Raw genomic sequence first — 15650 nt, 5'->3', positions numbered from 1 at the left:
AAAAGGTTGTCTGATTTAATGTTGACTATCCAACCCATTTCATTATTGAGACACAGGGTTTCCGATACCCCTCCCCCGTTTCACATTCCAAAACATAAGAGCCATTGCAACTTACAATCCCTTCAGGTACTATCAAGTTGTCAATTTTCCTTAATTCATTAAGAAAAACAAGCTCAGAAATGATCTCTTCTTTGTTTACTCTTTCTGAATGAATACGAAGTAAATAATTACCCGTTGTGTTAGTTTCTATTTTGTATGTAATGGTATCGGACAGTTGAATGAAACGGATACAATTCCATTCAATTTCATACTGTTGTATTGCCCTAAGTGCCACATTCCTTGCTCGAGAGAGTAAACCTTGTCTTGTTACGTCTGTATCAAAGTGAAAAAACGGCTTCAAGATTTCACCTTCCCTGTTTTTGCGAACCCGATAGGGTTATCAGCTGATTCATCATTCTCAAAATGAGCCCGTTTAGCGTTTTTTCGTCAATCTCCTCGAGGTCATGGTAATGAGCCTTTGGAAAAATTAACAAATGACCTGAACACCTGCTCTACTTATGGTTTCTAAGTTAGGTGTGATTCGGGTGTGTCCGCCGCCCATACTCCCGCGGACGGAGGGGGCTTATCCCCTTTCTCCGATACACATTCTAATATTAAAAAAAGAGAGAGAACCGGGTCTCTCTCAAATTCATCTTACCAAGTTATCCAGCCATAAGTTTTGTAGTCATGTGGGACTAAGTTATTGTATTCTTCCTGATCTATTGTTTTTTTATGTTTTCTTCGAAATCTTCTTTGGGTCAGATTCCTTATATACTTACTCTCGTGTTGGTAACAATACTTTGTTTTACGGTGATGACGGAAGTCATTAAGTTTTTTCATTCTTGGATCAATAAAGTTCTTGCTTGTTTTAAACATTCTACTTTCGATTCTTTTATGAATGGTTTTTTCCCATTCACTTAGTAAATCATCAATAATCAATTATATCCCTGGCAGATACTTTTAGATTTACCCTAAGGTATCGAGTATCGTACCTAGAGATCTACAAAATAGGGCTCCATGATTTGTTTCCTCCAATAATATTTGGATTTTCCTGTATATATTTTATATCATTTGGTGTTGTTTTTGAACGATTTGTTTCTATTTAAATGTTTTTTCTGTTTTAGGATCTCTCAGCTAAAGTTCTTGCATTTACGTTACCTCACCACCTTAAGGCCAGCAGCCAGCAAACCGAGCGCGACCGCGCTTAGGTGGTGCAAGTGTTTCGCCTGAATCCTCATCCACGAAAATATAACTGTGTACCAAGGAGCCGAGAGCCCCGCAGCGTGAACGCGGTGTTATCTGAAGTGGCTGCCTTCTTTGGGCTACTTACCATTCGTCTTAATATAGTTTTTCAAAAGGTTTCAATTAAATTTATTCAATATTTCTTCAATAAATGGTTCTTTTGCTTTTGTATACGCTACTCTATCATTCTTATAACGCCGTTCTAATTGTTTCTTCAGGTTACAATATTCTTTCAATATTTCAGGGTGATTGATTAAATATTCTTTAAAAAACAAGTTTTTATTCCAATGGTTTTGTTTGTATTCGTATATATGTAAATGATGAGTTCCTGCTCCCCATGCCCCCCGACGAAAAAATCTTCGCTGAGGTAAATGAGCGTGTTCAACAAATTCATACCCAATATTTTGTAGTCTTTCTTTGTAAATATCAGTTATGTCTTCTAGTGATCTGACTCCCGCCATAATATCTATAATCGGTTTTGCTGCTAAACCTGGTATTGACGTGCTACCTATATGTTCTATCCCCAATAATATGTCGTCTAGCTCTTTTACAATCTTTACTTTCTCAGTTTCGTATTCCTTCACCCATAGCGGATCATATTCAGAAATAGTCACTTGTTCCATCTAGTTGACTCCCTAAGAATTAATTTTCAATAAACCATTATGCAGCCATTTCCGATAAATTCCTTACAATCTCGAACCCACGACCACTTCATTGACGGAAGGGAACGGCCGAAATTTCGGTTTGTCAGTGCAGGGTTCTCACCTGAATCTTATCCTATGATAACCCCCTTTGCGACCAAGCGACTCGGAGAGGCCCGTCGCGCGAATCCATTTTTAGGTGATGCCGCTATCTTCTTCAATTAATCTGTAGGGTATTTTACCGAATCTAGTAAGTATTTTTATATTTTTTCGGTAATTTCGCCTAACGTTCTTGCATTTACGAACCCCGCCAGGGGTTGTCCACTAAATCAACTCCATCGAAAATACCTAACGCGAACCAAAGGCCATAACGTCATCTAGTCACTTATTCGGCAGCCCGCATCGCGGATGCTTGTTATCCGATGGGAACGCCAACTTCGAATATCTAGAAAAGATTATTCATCTTCATTTCTTCTTATCTTTTTTATCGATCTTTTTAACAAAAGAAGCTTATTTTCTTTGTTGAATGTATATTTTCTTTTTACAAACCTTATGTTGCGGCCAAATCGAAAGCTTTTGATTCTGGTATTCCCTCCCTAATAATATTTCCTTTCCCGTCATATAATCGAACATTAGTCCACATTAATTCTAATGATTTAGCAAATCTATCTGCTTCAGTTCTTTCCTCATATTTCCACAACACTCTTTCCCTTATATGTTCAGGGAGCCACTGTGATCTAAATTTCATTAGTTTCTTATACGAAATATATTTTTCAATTCTTTTACCATCTCTTGCCATACCATATACTTTAGGGCTTCTAGCCATCCCATGGCAATAAAGTATGTATACTTTTGCACCATTTCTAAGTTGGTTATCTATTACAACATTTGCAACAACCCCATACATTTTTTATCCTCCCTTGAAATTGCTAAAATTCTTTATATTTTTGCGTTCCTTTCATATAACGTACCGTATTAACGACGATAAAGCGACTTAAGGTACATAATGCCGGGTGGCTCCGCCACTTAGCCGGTAGAATGTGTCCAGTGAATCTTCTCCTCAAAATGCCGCTCCCGGACCAAGAGTCGAGCCTTGTCTCGGTCCGTTGCTTGAATGCGATGTTAAATGATGTTACCGACCTCTATGAAAAACTTACACAGTTTTATCTATAGTTTTATTCTAACTTCCATTATTACAAAGAATGCACCCATGACAACACAAGTAAATATCATGTTTCTCACACCTGGGGTATCCTATTGGGATTGTCGGACAATCATCATCTTCTTCATTTTCAGACCATTCTAAATAACAATTTGAATTTACATTTTCTTTATCAAAAGTACAAATCATTAGTTGAAATTTTTCTAGGCATTTGATTAGCCATTCTTTACGCGGTTCATAACTTAACCTCTCCCATCCTAAACCGTCCATTGCACTTGTAATAGTTCGTAAGATAAAATCTTTTTCTCTTTCAAAGCAACCAACTGTCCAAGGCATTTCATCTATGTCAAAACCTACGGTACCTATTCCAACTATTGCTTGATCACGTTGTGATAACCAGATAATTAGTTCTTTTTCTCTATTTGTTTCAGCTAATATTGATCCACTTATCGCTAAAACCTCAATAAAAACTGAAGTTAATCCATTTGACATATGTAAGGGGTCAACTAAGTGTTCTAATTTTTTAGGTAATGATATTGCGTTTCCCATATTTTTCCCTTTCTGTTTTCGGTAATTTCATTTAACGTTGTTGTATTCACGAACCCGAGAACCTTAAGGCCGGAGGCCGGCTGCGCTTGCGCAGTTAGGTTCGCAGGGTTGTCCGCTGAATTCACTTGTCAAAAATGCCTCTCGCGGACCAAGGGTCATAACTTCATTGAGTCACTTCTACGTCTGCCCGCAGCGCGAATGCTGTGTTATCTGCAGTTGCTTGCTTCCCCGAATTGCCCAAGAAAAGTTCCGTTTCTTGTTCTTCAAATCTTTCCTTCCCTATCCAACCATTGTACATTATAACATCCATTCTAGGAACGATTTGGTAGTTGTAATTCTTTATTATTANCCGCAGCGCGAATGCTGTGTTATCTGCAGTTGCTTGCTTCCCCGAATTGCCCAAGAAAAGTTCCGTTTCTTGTTCTTCAAATCTTTCCTTCCCTATCCAACCATTGTACATTACAACATCCATTCTAGGAACGATTTGGTAGTTGTAATTCTTTATTATTCTGTCGTTCATCCGCTTCTTCGAAATGCTTCTCGTATAAAAGAATCGATCCGTCACATCTACTCGATTCTTTGGATGAACCTCGAAAAATTAGTAAATCACAACGTTTAGGAACATAACTTTCGTCTCACCTACGGATAAATAGTAACTTACCAGATATGCAAAAGAATCATTCCACCTCGTACCTTGGCTTCTGCACAAGTTCGGTAAAATGATTCTTCTCTTCCTGTCCTTGCTTCATATATGATTTATCTTTTATCTGGTCTATTGTCTGCGCTCTTCTTTTAGATTCACCAGCAATTTCGCCTAACGTTCTTGCATTCACGAACCCTTACCACCTTAAGGGAACGGAGTTGTTAGCATTAAAAAACTTATTTCAGTAATTTATGTGTTATTGATTAATCCAATCATCTTTTAAAATGCTGTATTGTAGTTCGTTTTCCCATCTGCAAAATTTATAACGTACTTTTCTGAATTCAGCTTCCCGTTCCATTCCACAATTTTTCATAACCTTTTCGGATTTTGAATTGTTAGCGTTGCATCGAGCAAACACTCTATGCAGATTAAAATCTTTAAAGCAACATTCAATTAAGGTTTTTGCTATTTCCGTTGCATATCCATTGCCCCAGAATTGTGGAAGTAAAAAGTAACCAATTTCGGCGTTACCTCCATGCAAGTTTTTGCTTATAATTTCAATATCGGCAAAACCAATGAATTCACGGCTTGAATTAGAAAATACAGCATATTCAAATAAAGATCTATTCTCTATAGTAGAATTATTCTTTAGTATTTTATCAAAATATGGAGTAAATTCTTTCTCACTATTTACTTTATCCATGAGTGCGTATTCCATTATTTCTTCATTTGAAAAAACTGAGTATAATAATTCAAAATCATTATCTCTGAATTCTCTAAAGAATAGACGTTCACTTCTCATTCCCGGCTAATCCCCCTCAGAATTATTCATGTTTCAGCAGTTACGGATAGCGTTCTTGCATTCATGACGTCGATCCACCTTAGATAGCCCTCATCTTAAGAGGATCGATGTGTCTGCTGCACCCGCTTCCTTGAAAATCCCTCTCCCCGGACCGCGGGGCGGGCTTGTCCCGGCCCACAGCGTCGAATGCGATGTTATCGAATGTCAACGACTGCTTCGGATTACTTACAGTAGTTCACCCATTAACTATCATTTCACGTTAGTACGATGATTCTCTAAAATCAAAGCTTAATCTATACTTCTCCCCAAAATATCTCAGTTTCATAATCAAATAGAACAATGCCATCCTGATTATACCTATCAAATAGATTTCGTAATTCCGTCATCATCGGATTGTAATTCGGATGCCCGGGTACAGGACTGTAGGAAGATGAAAGCAACCGACCACTCAAACCATCGAAATCGAACTCCTGACTTAATCCGAATCGCATTTCATGCATTAAACCTTCCTTGAAAAACGAGCGTAGCCTCGTCTGAGAAATATTTTTATGATTGACTTTTTCGTAGTCAGTTCCGTAGGTATGAAGCAATTGATCGTACTCTTCACGAAATGAAGTCCCCTTTGTAAGACGGGAATTCCAAATTAGTATTACTCTCCCACCCGGCTGTAGAATTCTACGGAACTCCGTTTGCGTAGCGAAGTGATCAAACCAGTGAAACGCTTGTGCGCAGACGATAAACTCAACCGACTGATCTGGTAATCCCGTAGATTCTGCTGAACCTGATATAATCTGAAAGTTCAGATTGCTTTCTAACATTCGCTCTGCGGCTACTCGCATTGCCTGATTCGGCTCGACCGCGATCACATTGCTTCCGCGTTCTAGAAGTAGCTTTGAAAACATGCCTGTACCGGAACCGATGTCTGCTATTATACTGTTCGAACGTAAACCGACGAAGTCGTACAAATAATCAACAGCCTCTTTTGGATAGCTCGGTCGATACTTCAAATATGAATCGACCCTGTTCGTAAACCTTTCTCTATTGTTCATCTCTCGTCACTCTCCCCAGTATTTTATTTATTTCATTTGGAGAAGATTGTTTTTTGATTTTATTTTTTTCGATGATTTCCGATAACGTTGTTGTATTCACCAACCTGCAGAGCAGGTTGTCGTCTGGGTCCTCTTCCTCAAAAATTTCTACTGGCGACCCAGGGGCAGCGTAGCCGTGCCGCAGTGTGAATACGGTGTTAGGTTGTCAGCGCCTTCTGTGAATTTCCTACAAAGTATTTGAATTTAAAGTCTCCATAATATCGTTCACCAAATATTCTGGTATCGCATTTCGATTGAAATCATTTACACCTATTATCTTTACTTTTTTCAAATATTTAATTTTATCTATTTCAGGATGACTGTCTAAAGGAACGGTCCCAAGAACAATATTATTATCAGAGATAATATCTTGTATAATTTTTTGAAAAGATGTCGACAGCATCTGCATAAATCCAATTTCATCAATTACAATTATTTTCTTGGAACTTAAGGCGTCCTGTAATATGTTAATAGCAAAATTTTCGAATGCTTCAATATCTACTCCGTACCTTCCAATTCGAGTTTTACTAGGACTTTCTACATTCGCAATTTCTACACTTTCTCCATTTACGGACACACATCTGAAACCTATTCGATCATTTGAATTAGTTATTTCCTCCGTATAGAATCCACCGCACATCTCTGATCCTATTTCGTTTATGAGTTTCTTTATCATAGTCGTCTTGCCCATTCTAGGCTTTCCCGTGAGTAAAAAAACTTTTTTTGAATTCTTGTGCTCCCCGTCTAATCTTGATAGCAGTTTATAGTTTGGTGGGTTCAAATTCCATGTTTCGTATGGGATAGAGGTTACAGCATTTAGTGCATCAAGAATACGTGTTTTTAAATGAGGCCTTTTTATGTACTTATCAATATGAGTTTCATCCAAATCTATAAATTTTGCTTCTAGAATTTCTTCTGGTTGAATTGTTAACTCACCACTGATATGCTCCGCATTAAAAACCACAGACAAAACATGAATCCTTTCATTGTAGTAAACTCCTGATATTCCATTAGGGCGTATGACTATTCCTGTTTCTTCGAGGAATTCTCGACATACCGCTGTATCTAATGGCTCGCCGGCATCAACAAATCCTCCGGGCAATTCCCAAGTTTCAGAACGCAAATGTGTACGCACCATTAAAACATGTCCATTCTCATTCTTAACAAGTGCTGATACGGCAACTAAATGTTTGGACTGTTCATGCATCGCAAAACACCACCAGTTTAATATTATTTTTCATTTGACGTCTTATAAAAGGATATCGGTATTTATGGTTGGTTCTTACTAAAGCCACCAGAGGGTAAGATGTAAGGAGCAATCCCGGAGTTATATAATTCCGAAGCAATTTTCATTGTATATTGTGAGTACCACCTGGCACTAGAATAACGTCTGCCGGAAGAATTTCTTCTTCTTGAACAAATACTAGATCTGTAAGACAGTCAAAGGGATATTTCAATAGATCATCTCCTATCAGATTTTGCATTCCTTTCCTATATCGTTCCTGCATTCACAAACCCCAACGGGGTTGTCCGCTTTACGCTTCCCCGAAATGCCTCCGTTGCCCGAAGCCTTCGGGCCCGATGCATGAATGCTGGGTTATATGAAGTATTCGCTTCCTTGAACCGCCTTACAATTAATCAATTAATTAAATCCGTCTTCTGGTTCACCAACATCAAAGCCTAATACTATTGTTGCTTCAAATTTAAATTTTTCTATCCAAGAATTCCAATCGCTATTATTCATCTGTCCGTTAAACGATAATCCACTTGGCTCAACTGACGCCTGAATATATATTTCATCATCTTCCATACCAAACCAGCATGGAATTCCATTTTTATACCCTATCCAACCTGGCATACTTTCATATATATTAGATACTTTATTCCATACTTCATCAGGTAGAAAATACCAAATATTTAAATTGCAATTATGAGAATTTATTTTACCCATTTGTGTCCCCCCGAGATCTTCATTGCCACCTCTTGCTTGCGTATAACGTTCTTTCATTCGTGAACTGCTTAAATGCATTGTTAGACGATGTCCTCGACCCCCAGTTCAACTTTCAAAGCTCACCCCACGAATGGCTTTTCTATTGCAAAAATAACTTGTTCGGCATTGAAACGTATTATTCTCTTCACCTCATAAAATCCAAGTTTTTTTAATAGATTACAAGATGAAGTGTTTGCGGCTTGTGCTTCTGCAATGAGCTTCTCATATTGTTGCTCCTTGAAGACATGGTGTAACACTTGACTTACCGTCTCATATGCAAATCCGTTCCCCCATGAACTTGAAAGAAACATATATGAAATTTGAGTATACTCTCCGTCATAGTGCGGTGTTAATAAGATACATCCTAAAAAGCCATCTGAGGCTTTTTCTCTAACCGTCCAGTATTCACAATTTTTTTGCGGATTGATCCACTCTGAGATTCTATCTTCAATTTGTTGTGAGGTTCTTTTTCCACCGAGGTAATTCCAAACCTTAGCGTCGTTATATAATTCACATAGGTCAATATAATCGGTTTGACTTGTTCTTTTAATCCTACATCGAAGTGTTTCCAACCTTCGTCTCCTTCTTCTATAACTCATATGTTTTTAAGCTTTTATGCTTTTCGAAGCTTTCGTATAACCGTTGAGGCAGCGACGAAAGGGAGCAACAACGCGGTTTGCCAGTGCAGGGTTGTCCGCCTGGTCTGCTTCCTTGACAACTCCTCGGGCGGATCAGGCAACCCGTAACGTGAATACGGTGTTATACGCAGTATTAATTAAATGTAACTACACCAAAAGAGCTTATCAGGATTAACACCAAGTTCTCGAACTTCAATAAAATTAATGAGCATATTTACTTTTTCACTTCCAATATGCTCACCTTGATCAACATTATAAAATTGAATAATCTCAACTTTATATACTCCATTGTTAAGCTCTATCAAATATTTTTCACAGTTCTCGTCAGGTATTTTTTCATCCTTAAACTGAGCAGACATTGTCAAGCAGTCATAATCGACTAAAAACAATTTCCCTTCGGTTACAGTAATATAACCTTCAGATCTTCTATAACAATCTATATTAGCAATCGTTGCTCCCACTAATACCTCGATTGTCCAAGAATGTTCAATCCCTTCAGTTGTCATCTGGAAGACAAGAATATTACTATCTTTCATTTCTTCTCTGAAATGTTGTAATAATTGTTCAAATTCCCAGTCTTCATCAACAAATGCTTTATACTTTTCAGCATTTACTAATCCAATAAAATTGGTGTCACCATATTTCATGCAAAATTCCATGTTTCATCCCCCAGATCGTCTTATGTTATTGATGACTTCGATCTCTTCATGAGCCTCCAATGATTGACTAGTATTATCTATGAGTTCTTCCGTATAAAAAAGATGATCTAACGGCCCTCCCTGAAACACTCTGAAAATCACATTAGTGCACTCTTTGATCTATTGAAAATATAATGAAATAATTCATTCTCGTCGGGTGCTACATTTTGTCTAATAAAGCCAATATGCTCCAAACACTTAATACTTGGATAATTATCGGAATCAACCCATGCTTCAAAATTTTCTGTATAAGTTAGTTCCTTCAGTTTAATCACTTCCTTCAATATCCTCTTACAATAGCCTTGATTCCTCATATTTGGATTAATAATGTATGATATTCCTACCCTCTTATAACCAATAATCTCTGCAGTTAATTCACCAATAATTTCATCTTCATCACTTACAGCCCAGATAAAATAATCGAGACGACTGCTCACATATGCATAGTAATCGTTTAGATTATGAATTGAAATTCTCTTCCTTGTTTCCTCGTCGTCATGCCATGTACTAATTTGTTTTATTAGATCATTATTCAAATGTCGAAAAATAAGAGACATGAAACCACACCTTCGATTTTACTCAAGTTTATTGCAGTTTTTTTATCTAACATTCTTGCATTTCATGAACTCGATAGGGTTGTCCGCAGAATTCACTTCCTCGAAAATGCCTCCGGCAGACCGAGGGCCATAACTTCATCAAATCATTCTCTGCCAGCCCGCAGCGCGAATGCTGTGTTATCTGCAGTTTCTAGCTTCCCCGAATTGCCCAAAGAAGTTCCGTTCCTTGTTCTTCAATTCGTTCCTTCCCTATTCAACCATTGTACATCACAACATCCATTCCAGGAATGATTTGGCAGTTTTAATTTTTCATCTATTTTTGTCGTTCATTCGCTTCTTCGAAAGACCTCTTGTATAAAAAGAATAAATCTATCACATTTACTCGATTCTTGGGATGAACCGCGAAAAAATATCAAATTACAACGATTAAGAACGGAACTTTCGTCTCACCTGCCGTTCAAAAGTAATTACCCAGATATGCAAAAGAATCATTCCACCTCGTACCTTGGCTTCTGCACAAGTTCGGTAAAATGATTCTTCTCTTCCTTTCCTTGCTTCAAATGATTTATCTTTGATCCGATCTAGTGAGTGGGCTCTTCTTTTTGATTCACAAACAATTGCAGATAACGTTCTTGCATAGGCAGTGCAGGGGTATCCGCCTGATTCAGCTTCCTCGAAAATCCTCGGGCAGACCGAGGATCGGCGTAGCCGACCGGAGCGTGAACATGGTGTTATCCGAAGTTAGTCCGCTTCAATGAAATTACCCTCTCAAAATCATATCTCTCTTCATCTGTTTCCTCCCTATTTCTATATTGTTCTACTCCGTTTATAAGCAAGTAATCATTCTCAATTTTTGCTGTATTTATTGAAAATAATAAACTTTCATTTACGTTTAACATGCTCCAGTGAAACTGTTTAATAATTGATAAATCAGTCGTAGATAAAATTATATATTGATTACGCTTTGGACCAACAAGTATTTCTTTGTCGCTTAAAACATACATATTATCGCAATACGGTATTTTAAACTCTTTTAATAATTCACCTGACTTCGCATCTCGTTGGTAAATTCCTCTATCGCACATTTCAATAATTAATTTATCTTCAGACACTATAATTCTTCTTACTTTTCCAGGCCCTTTCTTCCACGATAGCTTACCAGTTAAAATTTCGTAACAAAATATGCCTCTTTCCCAACTTCCAATGAATAGTAATTTTTCATCATTTGATATCGGGGTACCATATTGCTGGTTATAACCAATTGTACAGATAGTTTTAAATTGTGAAATGACTTCTCCACTTACATCAAAAACCTTACATTCACCTGAAGTATTATAAGTGATTTTTCGGATTCTCTCAGACATTTCGTAATTTATTATCAATTCATTCCCATTGTTATTTATGTTCATCTTTTTATCCTTTTTGAGTTTTGGACTAATTTCGGATAACGTTCTTATATTCACGAACCCTCACCGATTTAGCCTCGTAGCGGCGGGGCGTTAGACTTAGTCAGTACAGGCTAGTCGCTGAATCTGCTTCCCCGAAATTCCTCTGCAGACCAAGGGCCGTCAGGCCCGCAGTGTGAATATGGTGTTAGACGAAGCCACTTTGAGCTACTTACAAAAGGTTTAGCCCTTAGTAATCCATTCCGTGTATTCTACTGATTCAAAATTGAAGTTTTTGGTTTCTATCCATTCTTTAGCTGCCATAACTATAGGAGATGAATTTTCCTCATTTAATTCTCTTGTATCTTTCCAAACTGCTCCTAAAGAGTCATCAATGTTCGGAGAATTATCGACGTGTCCGGTAATATATTCAACTTCATACAGTACAACTATATGGTGACAATAAGTATGATCATATCCATCTCTAGTCCACGGAACTACAAAATCCTTTGTTCCGATGTTTTTTAGAACCTCCACTACTATACCTGTTTCTTCTTGAAACTCCCTTGTCAGAGCGTTTAGTATTGTTTCATTCGGTTCTATACTACCCCCGGGCATATCGTACCGCCCTGAATATGGTCCTCCATTTTTTCGTATTACAAGGAGCTTTTCTTTTCTGGTACATACACCATAAATCCCAAGATGGCGATGATATTTTTTCTCCACCATGAAATACCCCCATAATTATTAGTTATCTCTTCGTGGTCTCTTCTATTTCCGTATTTATTGATTTCTTTAAAAATTGCAAAGCCGATGACGGACACATATGTGTTATAACGACATCGACCTCCCAATTCCATTGTTCTACATTATTGAGCCTCGTAGCGTCGGGTCGTCAGACATAGTCGGAGCAGGGTTGTCCGCTGAATCTGCTCCTTCGAAAATGCTTCTCGCGGACCGAGAGGCGTTAGCCCCGATGCGTGAATGCGGTGTTATATGTAGTTGGGGCCTTCCTTGAGTTACCCTACACTCACTGGTTTATTAAATATTCAACAACAGGATAAGAAATCAAGTTCCTGTCCCTGTAGGTTGAACTTATTGCATCATTCTTCGTGCTTATAATTCCATTCTGTAGAATTACACTTTTGAAACCTCTCTCAATTGCTCCATTATAGGTAAAAAGAACACAATGCTCCGCTGCAAAACCTGAAACTATGACTAACCCCACATTATGTTCCAACAATATTTGCTCTAGTTCAGTTTTCCAAAATGCGTTAGAATTCTCTTTAGTCAATCTTAGATCTTTCGCATTTATTTGAATTTCTGGTATAACTTCATACATTTCTTTATTTGATTCTTGAAGCCCATCTACATCTTGAATATGTATCACGATATGATCATTGGAACGCAGTACATTAGATACATGATTAATATACATGCACGCCTTATCTATCACTTTCTTTTCAATTGGTTCTTCTTGTAAGTAAATTGACTGCATATCAATAACTAACATAGCTATTCTCATCTTGAACACTCCCTAAGGCAATATTTGCCTCAATTACATATAAACTTCTTGCATTCACGAACCCTTATCGGCTTAAGCCCCGAAGGGGCGGTTGCGCTTGCGCAGTTAGCCCGTGCAGGGTTGTCCGCTGAATCGCTTCCTTTGAAAATGCTTCCCGCGGACCGAGGGCCATATGGCCACATGCGTGAATGCTGTGTTATCTGAAGTACGACCTTTTTCGAATTACTTACAGGTTAATTAATTACTTTTCCCTGATCATAAGTTCTCTTGGTCTTAGACACTTCCAATACCCATTCTTGTAATGCTGTTTTGTTAAAGTAAAATACGTTCCTTATCTTTATGTACGGAAACATGGTTCCATTAAAATGGCCAACTTCTCTTAGAGTCTTCTCCTCACTTGAAATAATGTTGACTATGTCCTCTTCGCTTAACTGCAAAAAATCTGCAGTCTGTTCCATTGTCATGAAAACACCATTATGAGAGCTGAATTCTTGAGTTGTATCTAGAGTTACTTTGTCTGTTGCATTGATAGATATATATGAACTGATAATCATACAGGCCCCAACGATTATGCTACTAGTGATTAATCCTAGATTATTGGTTCTCATTTATTACTCTCCTTGATTTCAACTATTAATTTCATCTTTATCTTATTGTCGTATTTCTTATAACGTTCTTGCATTCACGAACCCTTACTGCCTTAAGTGACCGAAGGGAACGGCCGCGATGCGTTTAGGCAGTGCAGCAGGGTTGTCCGCCTGATTTGCTTCCTCGAAAACCCTCGGGCGGACCAAGGGGCGATAGCCCTGAAGCGTGAATGCGGTGTTATAAGATATGGTTGCCTTCTCGAGGCTACATTCCCCTAATCTTTCTTGGACTCAACCCAATCCCAGTATGTTGAAAAGAACATGTCATGCAAAAAGTCATCTCTGTTATCTTCTAATTTCTCAATTTCCTCAAATGAACATTCAACTAATTCAATAGATTCATAATTACTATCTGGAATATCACCAGAGCCATCAATAAAGTTAAACAAATCGAATAAGGGGTACATACTAGCATTCATCATTATCTTCTTTAAAGTGTCTTCTACTTCCGGATTATCTTCCAGTACTTTAACCAAATTCTTGATTTCAATGTCAGATAATTCGACATTTGGTGGGTAACTTATGAGTTCTTTTAGTTTACCTGTTCGTAAACCTTCAAATGACCAATCAGTTGATTCTTGAATATTCTTGTGCAAATAAAGCATCATCGACTGGAGATGCTTGCCACTTAATTTCTTCAATAGAGTAACCCCCATATAAATTATTGCAACCATTTCATCTACCGTTCTTGCACTCACGAACCCTCACCGGCTTAAGGGGCGGAAGCCCCGGGTCCGACGGACTTAGCCAGTGCAGGGTTGTCTGCTGAATCCACATCCTCGAAAATCCTCTACAGACCAAGGGCCGTCAGGCCCTCAGCGTGAATACGGTGTTATATGCTGTCGGGGCCTTCCTGAAATACTAAAGATAAACACCTTAAACTGAAATCGTTTTTTCCGAAATTCCTTTAATATCATTATGAAATTAGTGCTCTTGGTCTTTATTCCGTTTGTTCCTTCTCATCTAAATTTATTAACCATGTCTTGATCAGATCGTTCGTTAGTTTTATTGCAGATAATTTGCAGTTATATATTTCCATTACAACGTTTATGGTTAAATCATCAGTATTATAAAAAAGACCTTCATTATCTGATCTCCAATTTGACCAATAACTATGACACCAATCAGCAAAATCATCAAAATTACTATCATTTAAATCAAAGTCTATATTCATTATTATATTGATCAAATTTGTCCTTGAGAATTTTAGATCTCGATATACATTATTTTTGTTCATTTACAAATCCCCCAGAATCATGAAATTAAACCTTATTGTTATCCTTGATTTTAAGAATGTTCTTGAACTCTACCAAATCGTGAATTTGATCTTTAATGTGTTTTTATAGTTCTTGCCCCGATTGCATATAACGTTCTAGCATTCACGAACCCCCTCAGGGGTTGTCCACTGATTCAACTTCCTCGAAACTTCCTCCCGCGGACCGAGGGTCGTATGGCCCGCTGCGTGAATGCTGTGTTAGCTGATGCATCTGCCTCCCATGAATATCAACCAAAAAATTATTTTATTTCTTATCACTTAGAATAAAATGTGTGTTCTTAAAGTCTATGCCTTCTTTGAGATACCTAAAATAACCTTTGTTCCATTTGTACTTATCATATATTTTATTATGTATTCCGCTTTCATTAAATTATCTTCTTTAAAAAGATAATAATGATCACCATCCGAAGATATTATTCTGTAAGGCAAGCTGCTATTAGTGATTCTAGGCCCGTCAGTTAATTCATAGTAGGTTATAAATATCTCTTCTTCTTTAAATTCTCCAGTCTTATAGATATTATAGTCACCTATTACTTGGATGCTCATTAACATGAAACCTGAAACAATCAACACTATAATAAGTCTTCCAAGCCTATAAATAATTCTGGAAATTACATTTATCAGAGCATTTCTATAAGTTTTCATTAATTGCATCGAAAACAAGTAATACATCACTCCCAATAATGTAAAGACCAGAAGTAGATAAGAAAGAAAGTTCCTATATATGTAGTGTAAAAAGATGGATCGTCTACACTTAGTTGGACAGAA

At 37.6% G+C, this 15650-nt stretch carries 18 protein-coding genes; all 18 read right to left on the bottom strand.

Annotated features, from left to right (window positions below; all coding sequences use genetic code 11):
• Positions 1–1400: 1400 nt before the first annotated feature.
• Positions 1401–1904, bottom strand: a complete 504-nt coding sequence (locus GQS10_RS22335; protein ID WP_166246446.1) for a GrpB family protein — start codon at positions 1902–1904, stop codon at positions 1401–1403.
• A 568-nt stretch (positions 1905–2472) separates the two neighbouring features.
• On the bottom strand, positions 2473–2829 hold the full coding sequence (locus GQS10_RS22330) for a hypothetical protein (protein ID WP_166246444.1): 357 nt from the start codon (positions 2827–2829) through the stop codon (positions 2473–2475).
• 273 nt (positions 2830–3102) lie between these two features.
• On the bottom strand, positions 3103–3633 hold the full coding sequence (locus GQS10_RS22325) for a hypothetical protein (protein ID WP_166246443.1): 531 nt from the start codon (positions 3631–3633) through the stop codon (positions 3103–3105).
• Between the two features lie 677 nt (positions 3634–4310).
• Positions 4311–4466, bottom strand: a complete 156-nt coding sequence (locus tag GQS10_RS22315) for a hypothetical protein (protein WP_166246440.1) — start codon at positions 4464–4466, stop codon at positions 4311–4313.
• Between the two features lie 66 nt (positions 4467–4532).
• Positions 4533–5078 carry a GNAT family N-acetyltransferase gene (locus GQS10_RS22310; RefSeq protein ID WP_166246439.1) on the bottom strand — a complete coding sequence of 182 codons (546 nt, stop codon included), beginning with the start codon at positions 5076–5078 and terminating at the stop codon, positions 4533–4535.
• A 293-nt stretch (positions 5079–5371) separates the two neighbouring features.
• On the bottom strand, positions 5372–6127 hold the full coding sequence (locus GQS10_RS22305) for a class I SAM-dependent methyltransferase (protein ID WP_166246437.1): 756 nt from the start codon (positions 6125–6127) through the stop codon (positions 5372–5374).
• A gap of 226 nt (positions 6128–6353) precedes the next feature.
• The gene (locus tag GQS10_RS23755) at positions 6354–7373 is read right to left on the bottom strand and encodes a nucleoside-triphosphatase (RefSeq protein ID WP_166246436.1); all 1020 of its coding nucleotides are present in this window, start codon (positions 7371–7373) and stop codon (positions 6354–6356) included.
• A 435-nt stretch (positions 7374–7808) separates the two neighbouring features.
• Entirely contained in the window at positions 7809–8174 is a 366-nt protein-coding gene (locus GQS10_RS22295; RefSeq protein WP_243735351.1) for a hypothetical protein, read from the bottom strand.
• A 62-nt stretch (positions 8175–8236) separates the two neighbouring features.
• Positions 8237–8728, bottom strand: a complete 492-nt coding sequence (locus GQS10_RS22290) for a GNAT family N-acetyltransferase (RefSeq protein WP_166246434.1) — start codon at positions 8726–8728, stop codon at positions 8237–8239.
• A gap of 203 nt (positions 8729–8931) precedes the next feature.
• Positions 8932–9453 (bottom strand): hypothetical protein, encoded by a 522-nt coding sequence (locus GQS10_RS22285; RefSeq protein ID WP_166246432.1) that lies wholly within the window; start codon positions 9451–9453, stop codon positions 8932–8934.
• A gap of 137 nt (positions 9454–9590) precedes the next feature.
• Positions 9591–10049: a GNAT family N-acetyltransferase gene (locus tag GQS10_RS22280; RefSeq protein WP_279538074.1), complete on the bottom strand. Its 459-nt coding sequence runs from the start codon at positions 10047–10049 to the stop codon at positions 9591–9593.
• Positions 10050–10780: 731 nt separating this feature from the next.
• Complete coding sequence (locus GQS10_RS22275) at positions 10781–11512, bottom strand: PQQ-binding-like beta-propeller repeat protein (protein WP_166246428.1); 732 nt, start codon at positions 11510–11512, stop codon at positions 10781–10783.
• Between the two features lie 165 nt (positions 11513–11677).
• Positions 11678–12163 carry an NUDIX hydrolase gene (locus tag GQS10_RS22270; protein ID WP_166246426.1) on the bottom strand — a complete coding sequence of 162 codons (486 nt, stop codon included), beginning with the start codon at positions 12161–12163 and terminating at the stop codon, positions 11678–11680.
• A gap of 301 nt (positions 12164–12464) precedes the next feature.
• The gene (locus tag GQS10_RS22265) at positions 12465–12959 is read right to left on the bottom strand and encodes a cysteine hydrolase family protein (protein WP_166246424.1); all 495 of its coding nucleotides are present in this window, start codon (positions 12957–12959) and stop codon (positions 12465–12467) included.
• 233 nt (positions 12960–13192) lie between these two features.
• Positions 13193–13567, bottom strand: a complete 375-nt coding sequence (locus tag GQS10_RS22260; protein WP_166246422.1) for a hypothetical protein — start codon at positions 13565–13567, stop codon at positions 13193–13195.
• Between the two features lie 254 nt (positions 13568–13821).
• Complete coding sequence (locus tag GQS10_RS22255) at positions 13822–14304, bottom strand: hypothetical protein (RefSeq protein WP_166246420.1); 483 nt, start codon at positions 14302–14304, stop codon at positions 13822–13824.
• Positions 14305–14546: 242 nt separating this feature from the next.
• Positions 14547–14843, bottom strand: a complete 297-nt coding sequence (locus tag GQS10_RS22250) for a hypothetical protein (RefSeq protein WP_166246418.1) — start codon at positions 14841–14843, stop codon at positions 14547–14549.
• Positions 14844–15167: 324 nt separating this feature from the next.
• A complete protein-coding gene (locus GQS10_RS22245; RefSeq protein WP_166246416.1) occupies positions 15168–15527 on the bottom strand; it encodes a hypothetical protein in 360 nt (119 codons plus the stop codon).
• Positions 15528–15650: the final 123 nt, after the last annotated feature.

Source organism: Paenibacillus turpanensis (genome assembly GCF_011421635.1).
Classification (GTDB): domain Bacteria; phylum Bacillota; class Bacilli; order Paenibacillales; family YIM-B00363; genus Paenibacillus_AK; species Paenibacillus_AK turpanensis.
This window is presented reverse-complemented; position numbering and strand designations above follow the sequence as displayed.